This window comes from Acidovorax sp. Root267 (assembly GCF_001429215.1).
In the GTDB taxonomy this organism is placed as follows: domain Bacteria; phylum Pseudomonadota; class Gammaproteobacteria; order Burkholderiales; family Burkholderiaceae_C; genus Acidovorax; species Acidovorax radicis.
Map to the genome: position 1 here is coordinate 65,210 of NZ_LMJC01000032.1, position 15,203 is coordinate 80,412.

Annotated in this window: 18 protein-coding genes; 13 read left to right on the forward strand and 5 right to left on the reverse strand. The window is 65.5% G+C overall.

All coding sequences use genetic code 11. From position 1 onward, the window contains the following. Positions 1 to 31 precede the first annotated feature (31 nt). The gene (gene gph / locus ASE39_RS22325) at positions 32 to 736 is read left to right on the forward strand and encodes a phosphoglycolate phosphatase (RefSeq protein WP_057272585.1); all 705 of its coding nucleotides are present in this window, start codon (positions 32 to 34) and stop codon (positions 734 to 736) included. Between the two features lie 25 nt (positions 737 to 761). Here the strand turns inward: gph and ASE39_RS22330 are convergent, their stop codons facing one another. Together ASE39_RS22330 and ASE39_RS22335 are read right to left on the reverse strand one after the other, a co-directional pair. Further along, entirely contained in the window at positions 762 to 2,411 is a 1,650-nt protein-coding gene (locus tag ASE39_RS22330) for a methyl-accepting chemotaxis protein (RefSeq protein WP_057272586.1), read from the reverse strand. A gap of 246 nt (positions 2,412 to 2,657) precedes the next feature. Then, positions 2,658 to 3,245, reverse strand: a complete 588-nt coding sequence (locus ASE39_RS22335) for a chalcone isomerase family protein (RefSeq protein ID WP_010466388.1) — start codon at positions 3,243 to 3,245, stop codon at positions 2,658 to 2,660. A gap of 366 nt (positions 3,246 to 3,611) precedes the next feature. Here ASE39_RS22335 and trpE point away from each other — a divergent pair, with 366 nt between their 5' ends. The 9 genes from trpE (at position 3,612) to ASE39_RS22375 (ending at position 10,647) form a co-directional block, all read left to right on the forward strand. Continuing rightward, positions 3,612 to 5,111 carry an anthranilate synthase component I gene (trpE, locus tag ASE39_RS22340; RefSeq protein ID WP_057272587.1) on the forward strand — a complete coding sequence of 500 codons (1,500 nt, stop codon included), beginning with the start codon at positions 3,612 to 3,614 and terminating at the stop codon, positions 5,109 to 5,111. Beyond that, positions 5,108 to 5,443, forward strand: coding sequence for a chorismate mutase (locus ASE39_RS22345; RefSeq protein WP_010466386.1), 336 nt, complete (start codon positions 5,108 to 5,110; stop codon positions 5,441 to 5,443). Before trpE ends, ASE39_RS22345 begins: the two co-directional genes overlap by 4 nt. After that, entirely contained in the window at positions 5,440 to 6,024 is a 585-nt protein-coding gene (locus ASE39_RS22350) for an aminodeoxychorismate/anthranilate synthase component II (RefSeq protein WP_057229964.1), read from the forward strand. Before ASE39_RS22345 ends, ASE39_RS22350 begins: the two co-directional genes overlap by 4 nt. Beyond that, the gene (locus tag ASE39_RS22355) at positions 6,021 to 6,527 is read left to right on the forward strand and encodes a DinB family protein (protein WP_057272588.1); all 507 of its coding nucleotides are present in this window, start codon (positions 6,021 to 6,023) and stop codon (positions 6,525 to 6,527) included. The genes ASE39_RS22350 and ASE39_RS22355 overlap by 4 nt, the downstream gene beginning before the upstream one ends. An 8-nt stretch (positions 6,528 to 6,535) precedes the next feature. Beyond that, a complete protein-coding gene (locus ASE39_RS22360; protein WP_057272589.1) occupies positions 6,536 to 7,201 on the forward strand; it encodes a LysE family translocator in 666 nt (221 codons plus the stop codon). A gap of 17 nt (positions 7,202 to 7,218) precedes the next feature. After that, complete coding sequence (trpD, locus tag ASE39_RS22365; RefSeq protein ID WP_057229958.1) at positions 7,219 to 8,250, forward strand: anthranilate phosphoribosyltransferase; 1,032 nt, start codon at positions 7,219 to 7,221, stop codon at positions 8,248 to 8,250. Between the two features lie 115 nt (positions 8,251 to 8,365). After that, on the forward strand, positions 8,366 to 8,992 hold the full coding sequence (locus ASE39_RS26985; RefSeq protein WP_140426859.1) for a hypothetical protein: 627 nt from the start codon (positions 8,366 to 8,368) through the stop codon (positions 8,990 to 8,992). A 68-nt stretch (positions 8,993 to 9,060) separates the two neighbouring features. Continuing rightward, positions 9,061 to 9,861 (forward strand): indole-3-glycerol phosphate synthase TrpC, encoded by an 801-nt coding sequence (gene trpC / locus ASE39_RS22370; RefSeq protein WP_057272590.1) that lies wholly within the window; start codon positions 9,061 to 9,063, stop codon positions 9,859 to 9,861. Between the two features lie 69 nt (positions 9,862 to 9,930). Next, a complete protein-coding gene (locus ASE39_RS22375) occupies positions 9,931 to 10,647 on the forward strand; it encodes a uracil-DNA glycosylase (RefSeq protein ID WP_057230082.1) in 717 nt (238 codons plus the stop codon). A gap of 13 nt (positions 10,648 to 10,660) precedes the next feature. Here the strand turns inward: ASE39_RS22375 and ASE39_RS22380 are convergent, their stop codons facing one another. Then, entirely contained in the window at positions 10,661 to 11,173 is a 513-nt protein-coding gene (locus ASE39_RS22380) for a hypothetical protein (RefSeq protein WP_140426860.1), read from the reverse strand. A gap of 192 nt (positions 11,174 to 11,365) precedes the next feature. Here ASE39_RS22380 and ASE39_RS22385 point away from each other — a divergent pair, with 192 nt between their 5' ends. Genes ASE39_RS22385 through ASE39_RS22395 form a run of 3 tightly spaced genes read left to right on the forward strand, consistent with a single transcriptional unit; the run spans position 11,366 to position 12,962 of the window. Then, entirely contained in the window at positions 11,366 to 11,965 is a 600-nt protein-coding gene (locus ASE39_RS22385; protein WP_081474698.1) for a DUF2975 domain-containing protein, read from the forward strand. Between the two features lie 12 nt (positions 11,966 to 11,977). Next, positions 11,978 to 12,217, forward strand: a complete 240-nt coding sequence (locus ASE39_RS22390) for a helix-turn-helix transcriptional regulator (RefSeq protein ID WP_010466376.1) — start codon at positions 11,978 to 11,980, stop codon at positions 12,215 to 12,217. A gap of 28 nt (positions 12,218 to 12,245) precedes the next feature. Continuing rightward, positions 12,246 to 12,962, forward strand: a complete 717-nt coding sequence (locus ASE39_RS22395; RefSeq protein WP_140426861.1) for a hypothetical protein — start codon at positions 12,246 to 12,248, stop codon at positions 12,960 to 12,962. Between the two features lie 18 nt (positions 12,963 to 12,980). Here ASE39_RS22395 and queA read toward each other — a convergent pair whose 3' ends face one another. Both queA and ASE39_RS22405 read right to left on the reverse strand, forming a co-directional pair. Next, positions 12,981 to 14,141 (reverse strand): tRNA preQ1(34) S-adenosylmethionine ribosyltransferase-isomerase QueA, encoded by a 1,161-nt coding sequence (gene queA / locus ASE39_RS22400; RefSeq protein WP_057272593.1) that lies wholly within the window; start codon positions 14,139 to 14,141, stop codon positions 12,981 to 12,983. Positions 14,142 to 14,242: 101 nt separating this feature from the next. Beyond that, entirely contained in the window at positions 14,243 to 15,199 is a 957-nt protein-coding gene (locus tag ASE39_RS22405) for a 1-phosphofructokinase family hexose kinase (RefSeq protein ID WP_057272594.1), read from the reverse strand. Positions 15,200 to 15,203 lie beyond the last annotated feature (4 nt).

Sequence of the window (15,203 nt, forward strand, 5' to 3'; positions counted from 1 at the left end):
TCTCCGTACTCTTTTGCCCGTGATCCTCTCCATGACCGACTCCGCCTCGTTCGCCTCTCTCCTGTCCCGCGTGGACGCTGTCATCGTGGACCTGGATGGCACCATGGTGGACACCATGGGGGACTTCAATGAGGCCATCAATCGCATGCTTCTTGAGCTGGCCCTGCCGGCCATTGGGGCCCAGCACATCGAACACATGGTGGGCAAGGGCTCGGAGCATTTGCTGCGTTCAGTGCTGAAACATGTGCTGGCGCTTGATGGTGGTGCGCAAGATGCTATAAAAATTGAAGCAATCTATCCTTCGGCCTGGGCCAGCTATCAGCGCCACTATCTGGCAATCAATGGCCAGTTTGCCGGGGTGTACGACGGCGTGGAGGTGGGGTTGCAGGCGCTGCGCACCCGGGGACTGCAATTGGCCTGTCTGACCAATAAGCCTACGGACTTTGCGCTGCCGCTGCTGAAGTCCAAGGGGCTCGACGGGTACTTCAAGAACGTGTTTGGCGGCGACGCGTTTGAGCGCAAGAAGCCCGACCCTCTGCCCCTCATCAAGACCTGCGAAGCGCTGGGCACCGTCCCCGCGCGCACGCTGATGCTGGGTGATTCCAGCAACGATGCGCAGGCGGCACGGGCGGCGGGCTGCCCCGTGGTGCTCGTCACCTACGGCTATAACCACGGCCAGCCCGTGCGGGCGGTGGATGCCGACGGGTTTGTGGGTTCGCTGGCGCAGCTGGCCTGAGCTGGCCGCGGTCGAGCTTGGGTGTTCAGGCGGGCAACTGGCGCGGCGCCACGCTGCGGTAGTCCAGCCGGGAGGCGCTGGCGCTGTTGCCACGCACGGGGGCGGGCATTGCATCGCTGTGGCGGCTGGCGCTGGCTGAGAGTCGGAAGACCGCGACCGCATCCACCAGCTGTCCCGCCTGCGTCTTGAGGCTGTCGGCCGCCGCTGCGCTTTGCTCTACCAATGCTGCGTTCTGTTGGGTGGCCTGGTCCATCTGCGTGATGGCTTCGCCCACCTGGGAGACACCCTGGCTCTGCTCGCTGCTGGCGGCGCTGATCTCGCCCATGATGTCGGTCACGCGCCGGATGGCACCCACCACCTCGGTCATCGTGGCGCCAGCCTTGTCCACCAGGGCGGTGCCGCGTTCCACGCGCTCCACGCTGGTACCAATCAGTCCCTTGATTTCCTTGGCGGCTTCCGCGCTGCGCCCAGCCAGGCTGCGCACTTCGCCTGCCACCACCGCAAAGCCGCGCCCCTGCTCGCCTGCGCGCGCAGCCTCCACGGCAGCATTCAGGGCCAGGATGTTGGTCTGGAAGGCGATGCTGTCGATCACGCTGATGATGTCGGCGATCTTCTTGCTGCTGTCGTTGATGCCCTTCATGGTCGTGACCACTTCGGCCACCACGTCGCCGCCCTGTTGGGCCACGGTGGATGCGCTCATGGCCAGTTGATTGGCCGTGCGCGCGTTGTCGGCGTTCTGGCGCACGGTGGAGCCCAGCTCTTCCATCGACGCGGCGGTCTGCTGCAGGGCCGAGGCTTGCTGTTCGGTGCGGGCCGACAAGTCGTTGTTGCCCGAGGCGATTTCGGCGCTGGCGGTGGCGACGCCTTCGGCGCTGTGGCGCACATTGCCAACGATGGTGGCCAGGCGCGATTGCATGGTGGCCAGAGCCTGAAGCAGTTGTCCGGTCTCATCGTTGCCATTGGCCTCGATGGGGTGGGTCAGGTCGCCGTCGGCAATGTTTTCTGCCGCCTGCTTGCCCCGCTGTACGGGTTGCACGATGGAGCGCGTGACGGTGAAGGCCAGCAGTGCGCCCAGCGCCACGGCGATCAGTGTGCCCACGCCCAGCAGCACCTGGCTGGCCTTGGCCAGCGTGCTGGTGTCACCCTGGCTGTCGGCCAGCTGTGCGGCCATGGCGGTGCGCAGATCGTCGAGGGATTTGAGGTACTTGTCCGCCAGGGGGCGCAGGTCTTTGTCCACCAGCGCAGGCACATTGGGTTCGCCACCACGGTGCAGCTCGCGGATTTCGGCGAGCTTGTCGGTGTAGGCCTTGCTGGCTGCGGCGATGGTGGCCAGCTGCGCGCGGTTCTTGTCGCCCTGTACCAGGCCTTCGATGCGTTTGACCTTCGTCTCGATGCCGGTGGATGTGGCCTGCGTGTCGGCCGTGAGCTTCTCCATGTAGTCACGGTCGATGGCCTTGAGAAACGCCTCGGTGCGCACCCAGTTCAGGCGGATGTCCGAAGCCCAGTTTTCCACCAGGGTCTGTTGCTCGATCTCCTGGGTGGCTACGCGCTCGCTGGCGCCTTGCAGGCTGGCGATGCGCCACATGCCGGTGGCGGCAATCAGCGCCGTGATGAGCAGGATGGCCCCAAAGGACGAGCCCAGGCGCAGGCCGACGGAAAGGTTGCTGAGTTTCATGGTGGTAGCTGGCGCAAAAAGGTGGCGTTACAGACGGCTCGCTGCGGGGCGCGGGTAGCGCGAAAAGCGTGGTTCAGGCCGTGGCATCGGTTGCTGCGGGTTGCGCGCAGGGATGTGCCGTTGTGGGGGCGGGTTGGTGCGGGTGCGATTGCCTGATGCAAAGACTACTCCCGAGGTGGGAGTGCGTCTGTCGGACGCGGGACAGCCCCCGGGGACTTTGTTTCGGGGTTTGTCCCAAGGCTTTTTTTAGGCGGGCTTGCCCAGCAGGGCGTCCTTCAACTTCCAGTCGGCCGGGGTGTTGCCCAACCAGATACCCAGCAGCGCGTTGAAGAATTCAGGCTCCTTGAACGGCTCGCCCTGGGGCTTGCCCTTGACCGTGATCACCGTGCCGGTGCCCGGTATCCAATCGATCATGAACTGGTCGCCCGCTTGCAGTTTCTTGTGGTCCGAGAAGATCTGGCTCATGCGCAGCACGCCTGGGATGAGCTTGGAGAACGCTGCGCGGTCCATGTTGTCTTCCATGCCGCGCGAGAACAGCTTGCCCAGCTCGGTGGAGTCGATCTCGCGCAGCATGGTGATGCTCATGCGCTTGGGCCCCTTCTGGGCCATGATGTCGGCCGGGGTGTTGGCCTTTTTTTCGAGGTACAGGCCTGCGGTGTACACCTTGAACACGGCCTTGTAGCGAACGCCTGCCCCGTTGAGCTGAAGGCTGCTGCCGCTCAGGCTGCTTGTCTCTTCATATTTGACGTCGGCCACGGTGATGGGCTGGGCAATGGCACCGGCCGCCAACAGGCATGCCACTGCCGCTGCGGCGCATCGCTGAAGGAACTTCATGCGCAACTCCTAAAAAAAGAACGCTCGTTCGTTTCCAATTGTTGCAGCGCTCCCGATGCCCCGCAACAGGGTTTTCGAGTGGTTGTGTGATCTCGCGTTGAGGGCGGTCAAACCGGGTGGGGAAAAAAGCTTTGCTACACTTTGGCCCATGTTCATTCATCACGTGTTCATCACAGGTTGCAGCGACCGGGGAGCCTGGCCCTGGCGTCGGCCTGCCTCTTTGAACGCCTGATAGCACCTGGGCAACCGCCCCAGCGTGCACCCGTGGCCTTCACCCTGTGCGGTGGGGCCGATTGAATGGACCGCAGCGCCACCCCTTACTCATTGCACAGGGGGCACGCGCTGCCACAGCTGGGAGCTCTCCCCGTGATCACAGAACTTGAATTCAAAAGCCTGGCCAGCGAAGGCTACAACCGCATTCCGCTCATGGCCGAAGCCTTTGCGGACCTGGAAACCCCGCTCTCGCTCTACCTGAAGCTGGCGCACAGCAAGGATGGCGGCAAGCACAGCTTTCTGCTGGAATCCGTGGTGGGTGGCGAGCGCTTCGGGCGCTATAGCTTCATCGGCCTGCCCGCGCGCACGTTGCTGCGCGCCAGCGGCTTCGGGGCTGCGGCGCGCACCGAGGTCGTTACCGACGGCCAGGTGGTCGAGACCGCCGAGGGCAACCCGCTCGACTTCATCGAGGCCTACCAAAAGCGCTTCAAGGTGGCTTTGCGGCCCGGCCTGCCGCGCTTTTGCGGCGGTCTGGCCGGCTACTTTGGCTACGACGCGGTGCGCTACATCGAGAAGAAGCTCGAGACCACCTGCCCACCCGACACCCTGGGCTGCCCCGACATCCTGCTGCTGCAGTGCGAGGAACTGGCGGTCATCGACAACCTCTCGGGCAAGCTCTACCTCATCGTCTACGCCGACCCGGCCACACCCGAGGCGTACGCCAAGGCCAAGAAGCGCCTGCGTGAGCTCAAGGAGCAGCTCAAGTACTCGGTGAGTGCCCCGGTGGTCAAGCCCACCGAGGGCCACCCCGCGCAGCGCGACTTCGCCAAGGCCGACTACCTGGCCGCGGTGGACCGGGCCAAGGAGCTGATCGCCGCCGGTGACTTCATGCAGGTGCAGGTGGGCCAACGCATCCACAAGCGCTACACCGAGTCGCCCCTGTCGCTGTACCGCGCGTTGCGTTCGCTGAACCCGTCGCCGTACATGTACTTCTACGACTTCGGCGACTTCCACGTGGTGGGCGCCAGCCCCGAGATCCTGGTGCGCCAGGAGAGCACGCCGGATGGGCAGAAGATCACCATCCGGCCGCTGGCCGGTACGCGCCCGCGCGGTGCCACGCCCGAGAAGGACAAGGCCGCGGAGATCGAACTCATCAATGACCCCAAGGAGCGCGCCGAGCACGTCATGCTGATCGACCTGGCGCGCAACGACATCGGCCGCATCGCCAAGACCGGCACCGTGAAGGTGACCGAGGCCTTCGCGGTGGAGCGCTACAGCCACGTGATGCACATCGTGAGCAACGTCGAAGGCATCCTGAACGACGGCATGACCGCCATCGACGTGCTCAAGGCCACCTTCCCGGCGGGCACGCTGACTGGCGCACCCAAGGTGCACGCCATGGAGCTCATCGACCAGCTCGAACCCACCAAGCGCGGCCTGTATGGCGGCGCCTGTGGTTACCTGAGCTACGCGGGTGACATGGACGTGGCCATCGCCATCCGCACCGGCATCATCAAGAACGGCTCGTTGTATGTGCAGGCCGCCGCCGGTGTGGTGGCCGATTCGGTGCCCGAGCTGGAGTGGAAAGAAACCGAACACAAGGCCCGCGCGTTGCTGCGCGCGGCAGAGCTGGTTGAGGAGGGCCTGGAATGACCCGCGCCATTGCCAAAGTGAAGGCCTGCACCACCATGCAGGATGTGCGCCGCGAAGTGAACGCGCTGGACGATGTGCTGGTGCCCCTGCTGGTGGAGCGCGTGGGCTACATGACCCAAGCGGCGCGCATCAAGCAGGGCGCCGAGCAGGTGCGCGACGAAGCCCGTATCGAGGCCATCGTCGCCCGCGTGCGCGAGCAGGCCCTGGCCGAAGGCGGCGACGCCGACGTGATGGAAGCCATCTACCGCAGCCTCATGGAAGCCTGCATTGCCTATGAACACCGCGAGTTCGCCCGTCTGCGCGAGCCCGCCCTTGCCGGGAGCGCCGCATGAAACTCTTGATGGTCGATAACTACGACAGCTTCACCTACAACATCGTCCAGTACTTTGGTGAACTGGGCGCCGAGGTCGAGGTGTTCCGCAACGACGAGATCACCGTGGCCGACATTGAGGCGCGCCTGAATGCAGGGCAGCTTGACCGCCTGGTCATCTCGCCCGGCCCCTGCTCCCCTGCAGAGGCGGGTATCTCGGTGGCCGCTATCCAGCACTTTGCTGGCAAGCTGCCCATCCTGGGTGTGTGCCTGGGACACCAGGCCATTGGTGCGGCCTTTGGCGGCACCATCGTCCGCGCGCAGCAGCTGATGCATGGCAAGACCAGCGTCATCACTACTACGCAAAAAGGCGTGTTTGCAGGCCTGCCGGAGCAATTCACCGTCAACCGCTACCACTCGCTGTCCATCGAGCGCTCCACCTGCCCCGATGTGCTGGAGGTGACGGCCTGGACGGAGGACGGCGAGATCATGGGCGTGCGCCACAAGACGCTGGCCATCGAAGGCGTGCAGTTCCACCCCGAAAGCATCCTGACCGAGCACGGCCACGCCATGCTGAAGAACTTTCTGGAGCAGCGCGCATGACTGCGCCAAACCCCCTCGCGCAGCTCTATGGGTACAAGCGCTGGGCCAATGAGGAGCTGCTGGCGCTTGGCGAGGCCTCGCAAACCGCATTGCCTGCGGATGACTACCGGTTGTTTGTACGCATCCTGAACCACACCTATGTGGTGGACCAGATCTTCGCTGCGCATCTGGCGGGTCGCCCGCAGACCGCTTATGCGGCCACCAATACCGAAGAAACGCCATCGATCGATGCCTTGCGCCAAGCCATCCGCGCGTCGGACGACTGGTATCTGCAGTACGTGAGCGGGCTGGGCGATGCGCAGCTTGCCGAACGTGTGGCGTTTCGCTTCACCGATGGTGACACGGGCAGCATGTCGCGCAGCGAGATCCTGAACCACATCGTTGTGCATGGCACCTACCACCGGGGGGCTGCGGGCCGTATTCTGGCCACGCATGCGGTGCAGCCTCCGCGTGATTCGCTGACGACCTTCTTGCACCGACTGGAACCCGGCCGCCGCTGGTAGACATCACCATGCCTGAACTCCATCAACTGCTCATGTTCATTGCCGCAGGCTGGTTGCTCAACCTCACGCCCGGGCCTGACGTGCTTTACATCGTCACCAACGCGCTCAAGTCCGGCACACGCGCGGGCATTGTGGCGGGGCTGGGCATCACGGCCGGGTGTTTTGTGCACATCTTCGCGGCTGCGGTGGGTGTGGGGGCGCTGCTGGCCACGTCGGCGACGGCGTTCACTGTGCTCAAGTGGGTGGGCGCCGCCTATCTGATGTGGATGGGCGTGCGCATGCTGTTTGCCAAGGCAGCTGCAGAGGGTGGCAGCAGTGCCGCCCTGGTGGCAGCGCAGTCGGCCCCCGCACACCATACGCCGCTTCGCAAGGTGTTCCTGGGGGGCTTCTGGACCAATGTGCTCAATCCCAAGGTCGCCATTTTCTTTCTGGCCTTTGTGCCGCAGTTCATCGCTCCGGGCACCGACAACAAGGCGCTGGCCTTTGTGCTGCTGGGCGTGCTGTTCAACGTAAACGCCATCCCCGTCAATGTGGGCTGGGCGCTGGCCGCTTCGTGGATGGCACGGCGCGCCACATTGATCCAGCGTGGCATGCACTGGCTGGACCGCGTGGCGGGTGCCATGTTCATCGGCTTCGGGCTCAAGCTGGCCTTCACAGACCAGCCCTCTGCATAAATACCAGGAGACATTCCATGCCCATTACCCCCCAGGAAGCGCTGCAGCGCACCATCGAGCACCGCGAAATCTTCCACGATGAGATGCTGCACCTGATGCGCCTCATCATGAACGGCGAGCTGTCGCCGGTCATGACCGCTTCCATCATCACCGGCCTGCGCGTGAAGAAGGAAACCATCGGCGAGATCACCGCTGCCGCGCAGGTGATGCGCGAGTTCAGCACCAAGGTGCACGTCAAGGACGCGACCCACATGGTGGACATCGTGGGCACGGGCGGCGACGGCGCCAACACCTTCAACATCTCCACCTGCTCGATGTTCGTGGCCGCCGCAGCGGGCGCCAAGGTCAGCAAACACGGTGGGCGGGGCGTGTCCAGCAAGAGCGGCAGTGCCGACGTGATGGAGGCCCTGGGCATCCACATCAACCTCAAGCCCGAGCAGATCGCCCAGTGCATCGCCGAGGTGGGCATTGGTTTCATGTTCGCGCCCAACCACCACCCGGCCATGAAAAATGTGGCCCCGGTGCGCAAGGAGCTCGGCGTGCGCACCATCTTCAATATCCTGGGCCCGCTCACCAACCCGGCGGGTGCGCCCAACATCCTCATGGGCGTGTTCCACCCCGACCTCGTCGGCATCCAGGTGCGCGCTCTGCAGCGCCTGGGCGCCGAGCACGCGCTGGTGGTGTACGGCCGTGATGGCATGGACGAAGTGAGCCTGGGCGCCGCCACACTGGTGGGCGAGCTGAAAAACGGCCAGATCACTGAATACGAAATCCACCCTGAGGACTTCGGCCTGCCTATGGCAAGCAACCGCGCCCTCAAGGTCGAAACGCCCGAGCAATCGCGTGACATGTTGATCGGCGTGCTCAAGGGCGAGCCCGGCGCCGCGCAGGACATCGTCTGCTTGAACGCCGGTGTGGCGCTGTATGCGGCCAATGTGGTCGATTCGGTGCCCGCAGGTCTGGCCAAGGCCCGCGCCGCGATTGCCTCGGGCGCCGCGCTGGCCAAGCTGGAGCAGGTGGTTACGCGCACGCACGCGCTGGCGGTCTGAGCGCTGCCTCAATGAAGCTGAAGCAGAGCCCTGAGTTGGTCCGTGGGCATCCTTTGCGACGCGCTTCACGTTGGCGATCAATGGTGTGTAGGTATACGTTGCCTAAAGGCGCGCTATGAATGAGACCGTGCGCCCGCTGGTGCGCCAGCGCAGCTTGAAAACTTGGGCTTCTGCCATTGAGCAGCAACCTCGGGTGTGGCTCCCGTTGCAGCTACTTGGGCAGGGGGTGGGCGCGTGGTCGGTGTTTTGGGGTACTGCGATAGTGGGCGTTGTCCTGTGGGTGCAAGCGTTATTCTTGCTTGATCTTCGCGGCATGGTGGCGCTTGCCTGTGGCCTATTAATATGCTGCTGCGTTGCCGGTGCAACCTTGTCATTCAGGAGAGCTCAGCAGCGTGACAGAAGGCGTGGTTGGGAGGTTGACTTTCAACGAAGGACGCTCACGCCGGTGGGCCTAGCTCAGCAGCAGGCCATTGATTTGGGGGCCGAGCACAGCCTGGGGTGTTACTTGAATGGCGGAGATTCAGAACGAAGTCTCTCGTTCCAGCTGGAGTTACGCCATGCGCGCAAAGGACCCATCGCGGCGCTCACCGTAGTACAGCTGCAGAGCGGCAATGCAGCGGACGTGGAGATACTCAACCGGTGTGTGAACCGTTTAGTGGAACGACTGGGCATTCGGCGCTCCGGTGCACCACTTCTTGCGCAAAAAGCCGCGACGAAGCGCGCTTCATATGGTGCTCGTTAGCATTGTTCTGCTTGGGCGATTCCGCCTATCCGACAACTTCATCCGCAAATATCGTGAAGGTTCAACCAATGTCTGACATCCTCAACAAAATCGTCGCCGTCAAGCACGAAGAAGTGGCCGCCGCCAAAAAGCGCCTGTCCCTCGACGCCATGCGCGCCGACGCCGAGAGCCGCGTGCTCACGCGCGACTTTGAGGGCGCCTTGCGCGCCAAGATCGCCAAGGGCCAGGCGGCGGTGATTGCCGAGATCAAGAAGGCCAGCCCATCCAAAGGCGTGCTGCGCGCCGATTTCGAGCCGGCCGACATCGCCCAGATCTATATGGAAGGCGATGGCAAGGTCAGCGCGGCCTGCCTGTCGGTGCTGACGGATCGCCAGTTCTTCCAGGGCCAGCCCGACTACCTGAAACAAGCCCGCGCCAGCACCTTGCTTCCCGTGCTGCGCAAGGATTTCATGGTGGATGCGTACCAGATCTACGAATCGCGGGCCATGGGCGCCGATGCCATCTTGCTGATTGCGGCCAGCCTGGACGACGCCCAGATGGCCGACTTCGAGGCCATTGCCCGCAGCCTGGACATGGCGGTGCTGGTGGAGGTGCATGACCGCCCCGAGCTGGAACGCGCCTTGAAGCTCAAGACCCCGCTGGTGGGCATCAACAACCGCAACCTGCGCACGTTCGAGGTCACGCTCGACACCACACTGGCCATGCTCAAGGACGTGCCATCGGACCGGCTGCTGGTCACCGAATCGGGCATCCTCAAGCCCCAGGATGTGAAGACCATGCGCGATGCGGGCGTGCACGCCTTCCTGGTGGGCGAGGCGTTCATGCGGGCGGATGACCCGGGCCTGGCGCTGGCCAAGCTGTTTGCCTGATGGGAATGAATACTATTATTTTAATAGCTATTTGCGCTTATCCATAAAGCGCTGGTGGCCATTTTTGCCATGAATTCATCAGCTCAGCCTCCCTCCCAGCTCCAAAGCGCCAACCCCGCCGACTGGCCTGTGGCACCGGGCTGGCAGCCTTTGGTGAACGCTTTTTTTGCCGGTGCCCGTGGGCAGGCGTTGCTCGCGTTCTTGCAAGCACGGCTGCAGGCGGGTGCGGCGATTTTTCCGCCCCTGCCACTGCGGGCGTTGGACCTCACGCCGCCTGAGCAGGTGCGTGTGGTCATCCTGGGGCAGGACCCGTACCACGGCCGGGGCCAGGCCGAGGGGCTGGCGTTCTCGGTAGCACCGGGTGTGCAGTTGCCGCCCTCGCTGCGCAACATCTTCAAGGAGATGCAGCGCGACCTGGGCACCGCGTTCCCTGCGTGGCCCGAGCCCGGAGGCAGTCTGGTGAAGTGGGCCAAGAATGGCGTGTTGCTGCTCAACACCGGCCTCACGGTGGAAGAGGGCCAGGCCGCGAGCCACGCGGGCAAGGGCTGGGAGGAACTGACCGACGCCGTCATCCGCCACGTGGCCGAAGGCCCGCGCCCGGTGGTGTTCATGCTCTGGGGCTCGCACGCCCAGGGAAAGCGCGCCTGGATTCCGCAGGACCGGGGGCACCTGGTGCTCACGTCCAACCACCCGTCACCGCTGTCGGCGCTGCGCCCGCCCGTGCCTTTCATTGGCAACGGGCACTTTGGCAAGGCGCGCGCGTTTCGCGAGCAGCACCAGGGTTGATACCCGCAGGTTCTTAGTCTGCCGGGCAGTCCGGAAAGCGTTTTTTCAGTTCAGCCGCAGGCATGGTTTCGGCCAGATCCATGTTGCGCACGATGGGGATGTATTCGCCCCGTTCGGTAAAGCGCATCAGCGTGGTCACCGCCCGGGTCTTGCCGCCGCCTTTTTGGCAACCGGCCAGTTCCAGCCCCAGGCCCAGCTCGCGTTGTCCGTCGTCCGTGGCCTTCCATCCCAGCGCCTTCGTGCGCAGTGCCTGCAGCCTTGGCAGGGCTGCGGGGTCGATGCGCCAGACCTGTGTTTGCGTCTGGGGGCGGTCGTAGTCCGCCAGCGCGCTGCGCTCAGCGGTGCTGCGCAGTTCTTGGAGCGGCAGTTTTTCCTCCAGCAGTTCGGTGGTGGTGCTGCCATTGGGCAGGCGCACTTTGCGCGACACGCTGACCGACAACACCAGCGCATCGCCATGGATCTGCAAGCCAGGCTGGTGCACCACTGCGGCGCGCAGCGCGGCGGGGTCCAGCGTTTCCAGGTTCAAGCTGCGCAGCTTCCACAGCGATGACACCGGGACGCTTCCGCAGGCTGCCAGGAGGGAGGCCGCGAGGGCCAAAGACAAGGACAAACGCGAGAGGCGGTGGAATGGGGAGTTTTTTTGGTGGGCCATGGCTTTCAAAAATTTCTGTATGACGGTATATTATTATTGTTTTACAGAAAAGTTTGAGAAAAAATCATGTCCTCTCACGCCACTTCTCAGGTCTCTCCTGTCCAAAGTTCTTCGTTTCGGCGCCTGGCCTGGGGGTTGCTGGCGGCCAGTTGGGCGTGCGCCCTGGTGTCGCTGGGGTTCTCGCTGGCACGGTGGGCGGCCATCGGGCAAGAGGCGGGCTGGGGTGGCTGGATGCCACTGACGGTCGTGCCGGCGCAGGCCCTGCTGGTGGGCCTGACACCGCCGCAGTCCATGGAGTTGCAGTGGCGTTGGGTGGGGGTGGCTTTGGAATGCATTCCCGCTGTGGCCATGTTTTATGTGGTGCTGTGTGTGCACCGCATCTGCCGCACGTTTTTGGCGGGTGAGGTGTTCGGGGCTGTGGTCGTGCGGGGGTTTCGCGGTGTGGGTTGGGGTTTTCTGGCGATGTTCGTGACGTCGCTGCTCTACCAGGTGGGGGTGACGGCGTTGTTGTCGTGGTTGGCGTCGGGCCAGAACGGCGGGATGATCGCGCTCGGCGTCGGATCGTTCGAGATGAGCGTGCTGGTGGTGGGTCTCATGATGCTGCTGCTGGCCCATGTGCTGGCCGAGGGCCGCCGCCTGCAGGCCGAAGCCGATGCGTTCGTATAACCGGGGCGCCGCATGCCGATTGTTGTGACCCTGGATGAAATGCTGGTGCGCCGCAAGGTGAAGTCGCGCGATCTGGCGGCGCACGTGGGCATCACCGAGGCCAACCTTTCCCTGCTCAAGAGTGGCAAGGTCAAGGGTGTGCGCTTCGAGACGCTTTCGGCCATCTGCGAATACCTGCAGTGCCAGCCGGGCGACCTGCTGGTGTGGGTGCCGCACGATGGGGAGGAAACTGACGGCCAGCGCGGGGCCTGAGCCGTTGCGGTTCGGCCTGGGGAGTCGCTTGCACCGCCGGCGCCTGGGGATGGCCGTGGCGCTGTCCCTGGTTCTGCATGCGGCGCTGCTGACGGTGTGGATGAAAAAAGAGGTGCGCCAGCCACGCGCGCGGCAGCCCGCCACCGCCGCGATGCAGTGGGTGACGGTCATGGCCCCGCCACCCGCAGCACCCCCACCACGTGCGCCGAAGGCTGAGGTGGCGGCTGCACAGGTGCTGCCGCGCTCTGCCTTGGGGCACCCGGCGGTGGCGGCGGGCCGCTCTGCCCATGCGCCGACGGACCCTGCGCCTGCGGCGCGTGCCGCAGTGGGAATCGCGGGCGCCGGTGTGGACGGCGAGCGCCATGGGGCCGCAGATCGGGCGGCTCCACCGGCGCAGGCTGCGGTGCCTTCTCAAACCGCCCCATCCAGCCCCCTGCCAGCATCTGCTGCATCTGCACCGTGGGAGGCCGACAGCATTGCCCGTGCGCTGCAGCGGGAGCGCACCTGGCAGCGGCGCCATGGCTCCCCTGCAACGGATGCCCTGACTGTACGGCGGGAGGCACCTGCACCCGGTTTGCCCATGGGGCATGAAATGTCGGTGCGCGAGTCGGTGGGGGCGGGTGGGGGCCGTGTCTCCCGGGTCCAGGGCGCCGCTGGCACCTACTGCGTGCGCGTGCCGTCGGCCAACCGCCTGCCCGAGCTGGGAGCCGCACCCCGGCTGGCGCCGGTCACCACCTGCCCATGACGCCGTGCCGCAACGGCGTCAGCGCGGCGGGCTGCGCTCCAGCAGCATGGCGTCGCCGTAGCTGAAGAAGCGGTACTGCTGCGCCATCGCATGCCGGTACAGGCCCATGATGTGGGCATAGCCTGCAAACGCGCTCACCAGCATCATCAGCGTGCTCTTGGGCAGGTGGAAATTGGTGATCAGCACATCCACCACCTGGAATGCAAAGCCCGGCGTGATGAAGATGTTGGTGTCGCCCGTGGCCTGGCCCGAGCGGGCCCAGGATTCGAGCGTGCGCACGGTGGTCGTGCCCACGGCCACCACGCGCCCGCCGCGCTGGCGGCAACGTTCCAGCGCCGCCAGCGTGGCCAGCGGCACTTCGTACCACTCGCTGTGCATCTGGTGTTCGGCCAGGTTTTCGGTCTTGCACGGCTGGAAGGTGCCCGCGCCCACATGCAGCGTGACACTCGCGCGTTCGATGCCACGCGCGGCCAGGTCGGCCAGCACGCCTTCGTCAAAGTGCAGCGCCGCGGTGGGCGCGGCCACGGCGCCGGGAGCGCGCGCAAACACGGTCTGGTAGCGCTGGCTGTCCTCTGCCTCGTCAGGGTCGTGGTCGTTGTTCTGCTGGCGCTCGATGTAGGGCGGCAGCGGCAGGTGGCCGTGGCGGTCCATCAGCTCCCAGGGCGATTCGCCCGCAGGGCCGTGCAGCGCGAAGCGGAACAAGGGGCCGTCCTCGGTGGGCCAGCGGCCCAGCAGCATCGCGTCAAAACCACCCGCCTTGCGGCCCCCGGCCATGTGCACGGTGCTGCCGGGCAGGGGCTTCTTGCTGACCTTCATGTGGGCCACGACTTCGTTGCCGGGGTTGCCCGCCTCGGCGGGCAGCACGCGCTCGATCAGGAGTTCCAGCTTGCCGCCGCTGGCCTTCTCGCCAAAGATGCGCGCCTTGACCACGCGCGTGTCGTTGAAGACGAGCAGGTCGCCTTCGCGCAGCAGTCCGGGCAGCTCGCGAAAGATGCGGTCCACGGGCTGCATGGCACGGCCGTCGAGCAGGCGCGAGGCGCTGCGCTCGGGGGCCGGATGCTGGGCGATGAGTTCGGGGGGCAGCGAGAAATCGAAGTCGCTGAGGGTGAAGACGCGCGGGGCGTGGGGCGCGCTGGTGGCCAGCGGTGCGCTGCGTGCGCCGGGGGAGAGATCAGTCATCGTGCTTGAGGGCCGAACGGGCCCGTGCCAAGGTAAAAATTGCGGAGGGCGCGATTGTCCCACGTGGCTGTGAGGCCCGCCGGGTGCGGCGATGGCTGTCGCTATGGCTGCGTGGCGAACGCCACCGGTGCCGGCACGCAGTGCACCAGCCGCTGCACATCGTCGGCCTGGGCCAGTGTCGTGCCAGGGTGCAGCAGGGCAGCGGCCCCTGCAGCCACGCCCCAGCGCAGGGCCTCGGCAGGGGCGTCGCCCCGGTCCAGTGCCCAGACCAGGGCCGCCAGAAAACAGTCGCCCGCGCCCGTGGTGCCCGTGGTGGCGGGCACATTGAGGGCGGGCGCCTGCCACACGCCCTCGCGCGTGGCCAGCACGGCACCTTGTTCGCCCACCGACAGGGCCACGATCCCGGCGGCGCCGCTGTGCACCAGCGACTGGGCGGCGGCGCACCAGTCCGCCGCGTGCTCCAGCGGTTGCTGCACCACCTCGCGCAGTTCGCGCAGGCTGGGCTTGACCAGGGCCACCCCGGCCTGCAGCGCAGCCGCCAGCGGTGGGCCCGAGGTGTCGATGGCCACGCGCACCCCCCGGACGGACAGGGCCCGCGCCAGCTGGGCGTAGAAGTTTTCGAGTGTGCCGGGCGGCAGGCTGCCGCTGGCGATCAGCCAGCGCGGCGGCGGCAGTTGTGTCGTCAGCGCATCCAGGCAGGCCTGCCATTCGGCGGCTTGCAGCGTGGGGCCGGGCAGCACAAAACGAAACTCCTGGCCCGTGGTGGTCTCGACGACCGAGAAGTTCTCGCGCGTATCGCCTGCAATGGGTTGCAGCACCGTGGGCACGCCCTCGTCGGCCAGCAACTGCCGTACCTGTGCGCCCGCTGCACCGCCCGCCAGCGCCCAGGCCAGCACATCGGCGCCCAGGCGGTGTAGCACGCGCGCCACGTTGATGCCGCCGCCCCCTGCGAAGCGCTGCACCGGGCCGCAGCGCAGCTTGTGGGTGGGCGCAACGTGGCCGGTGGTGGTGGCCAGGTCGAGGGCGGGGTTCAGCGTGAGGGTGATCAGCGTGGGCATGGGG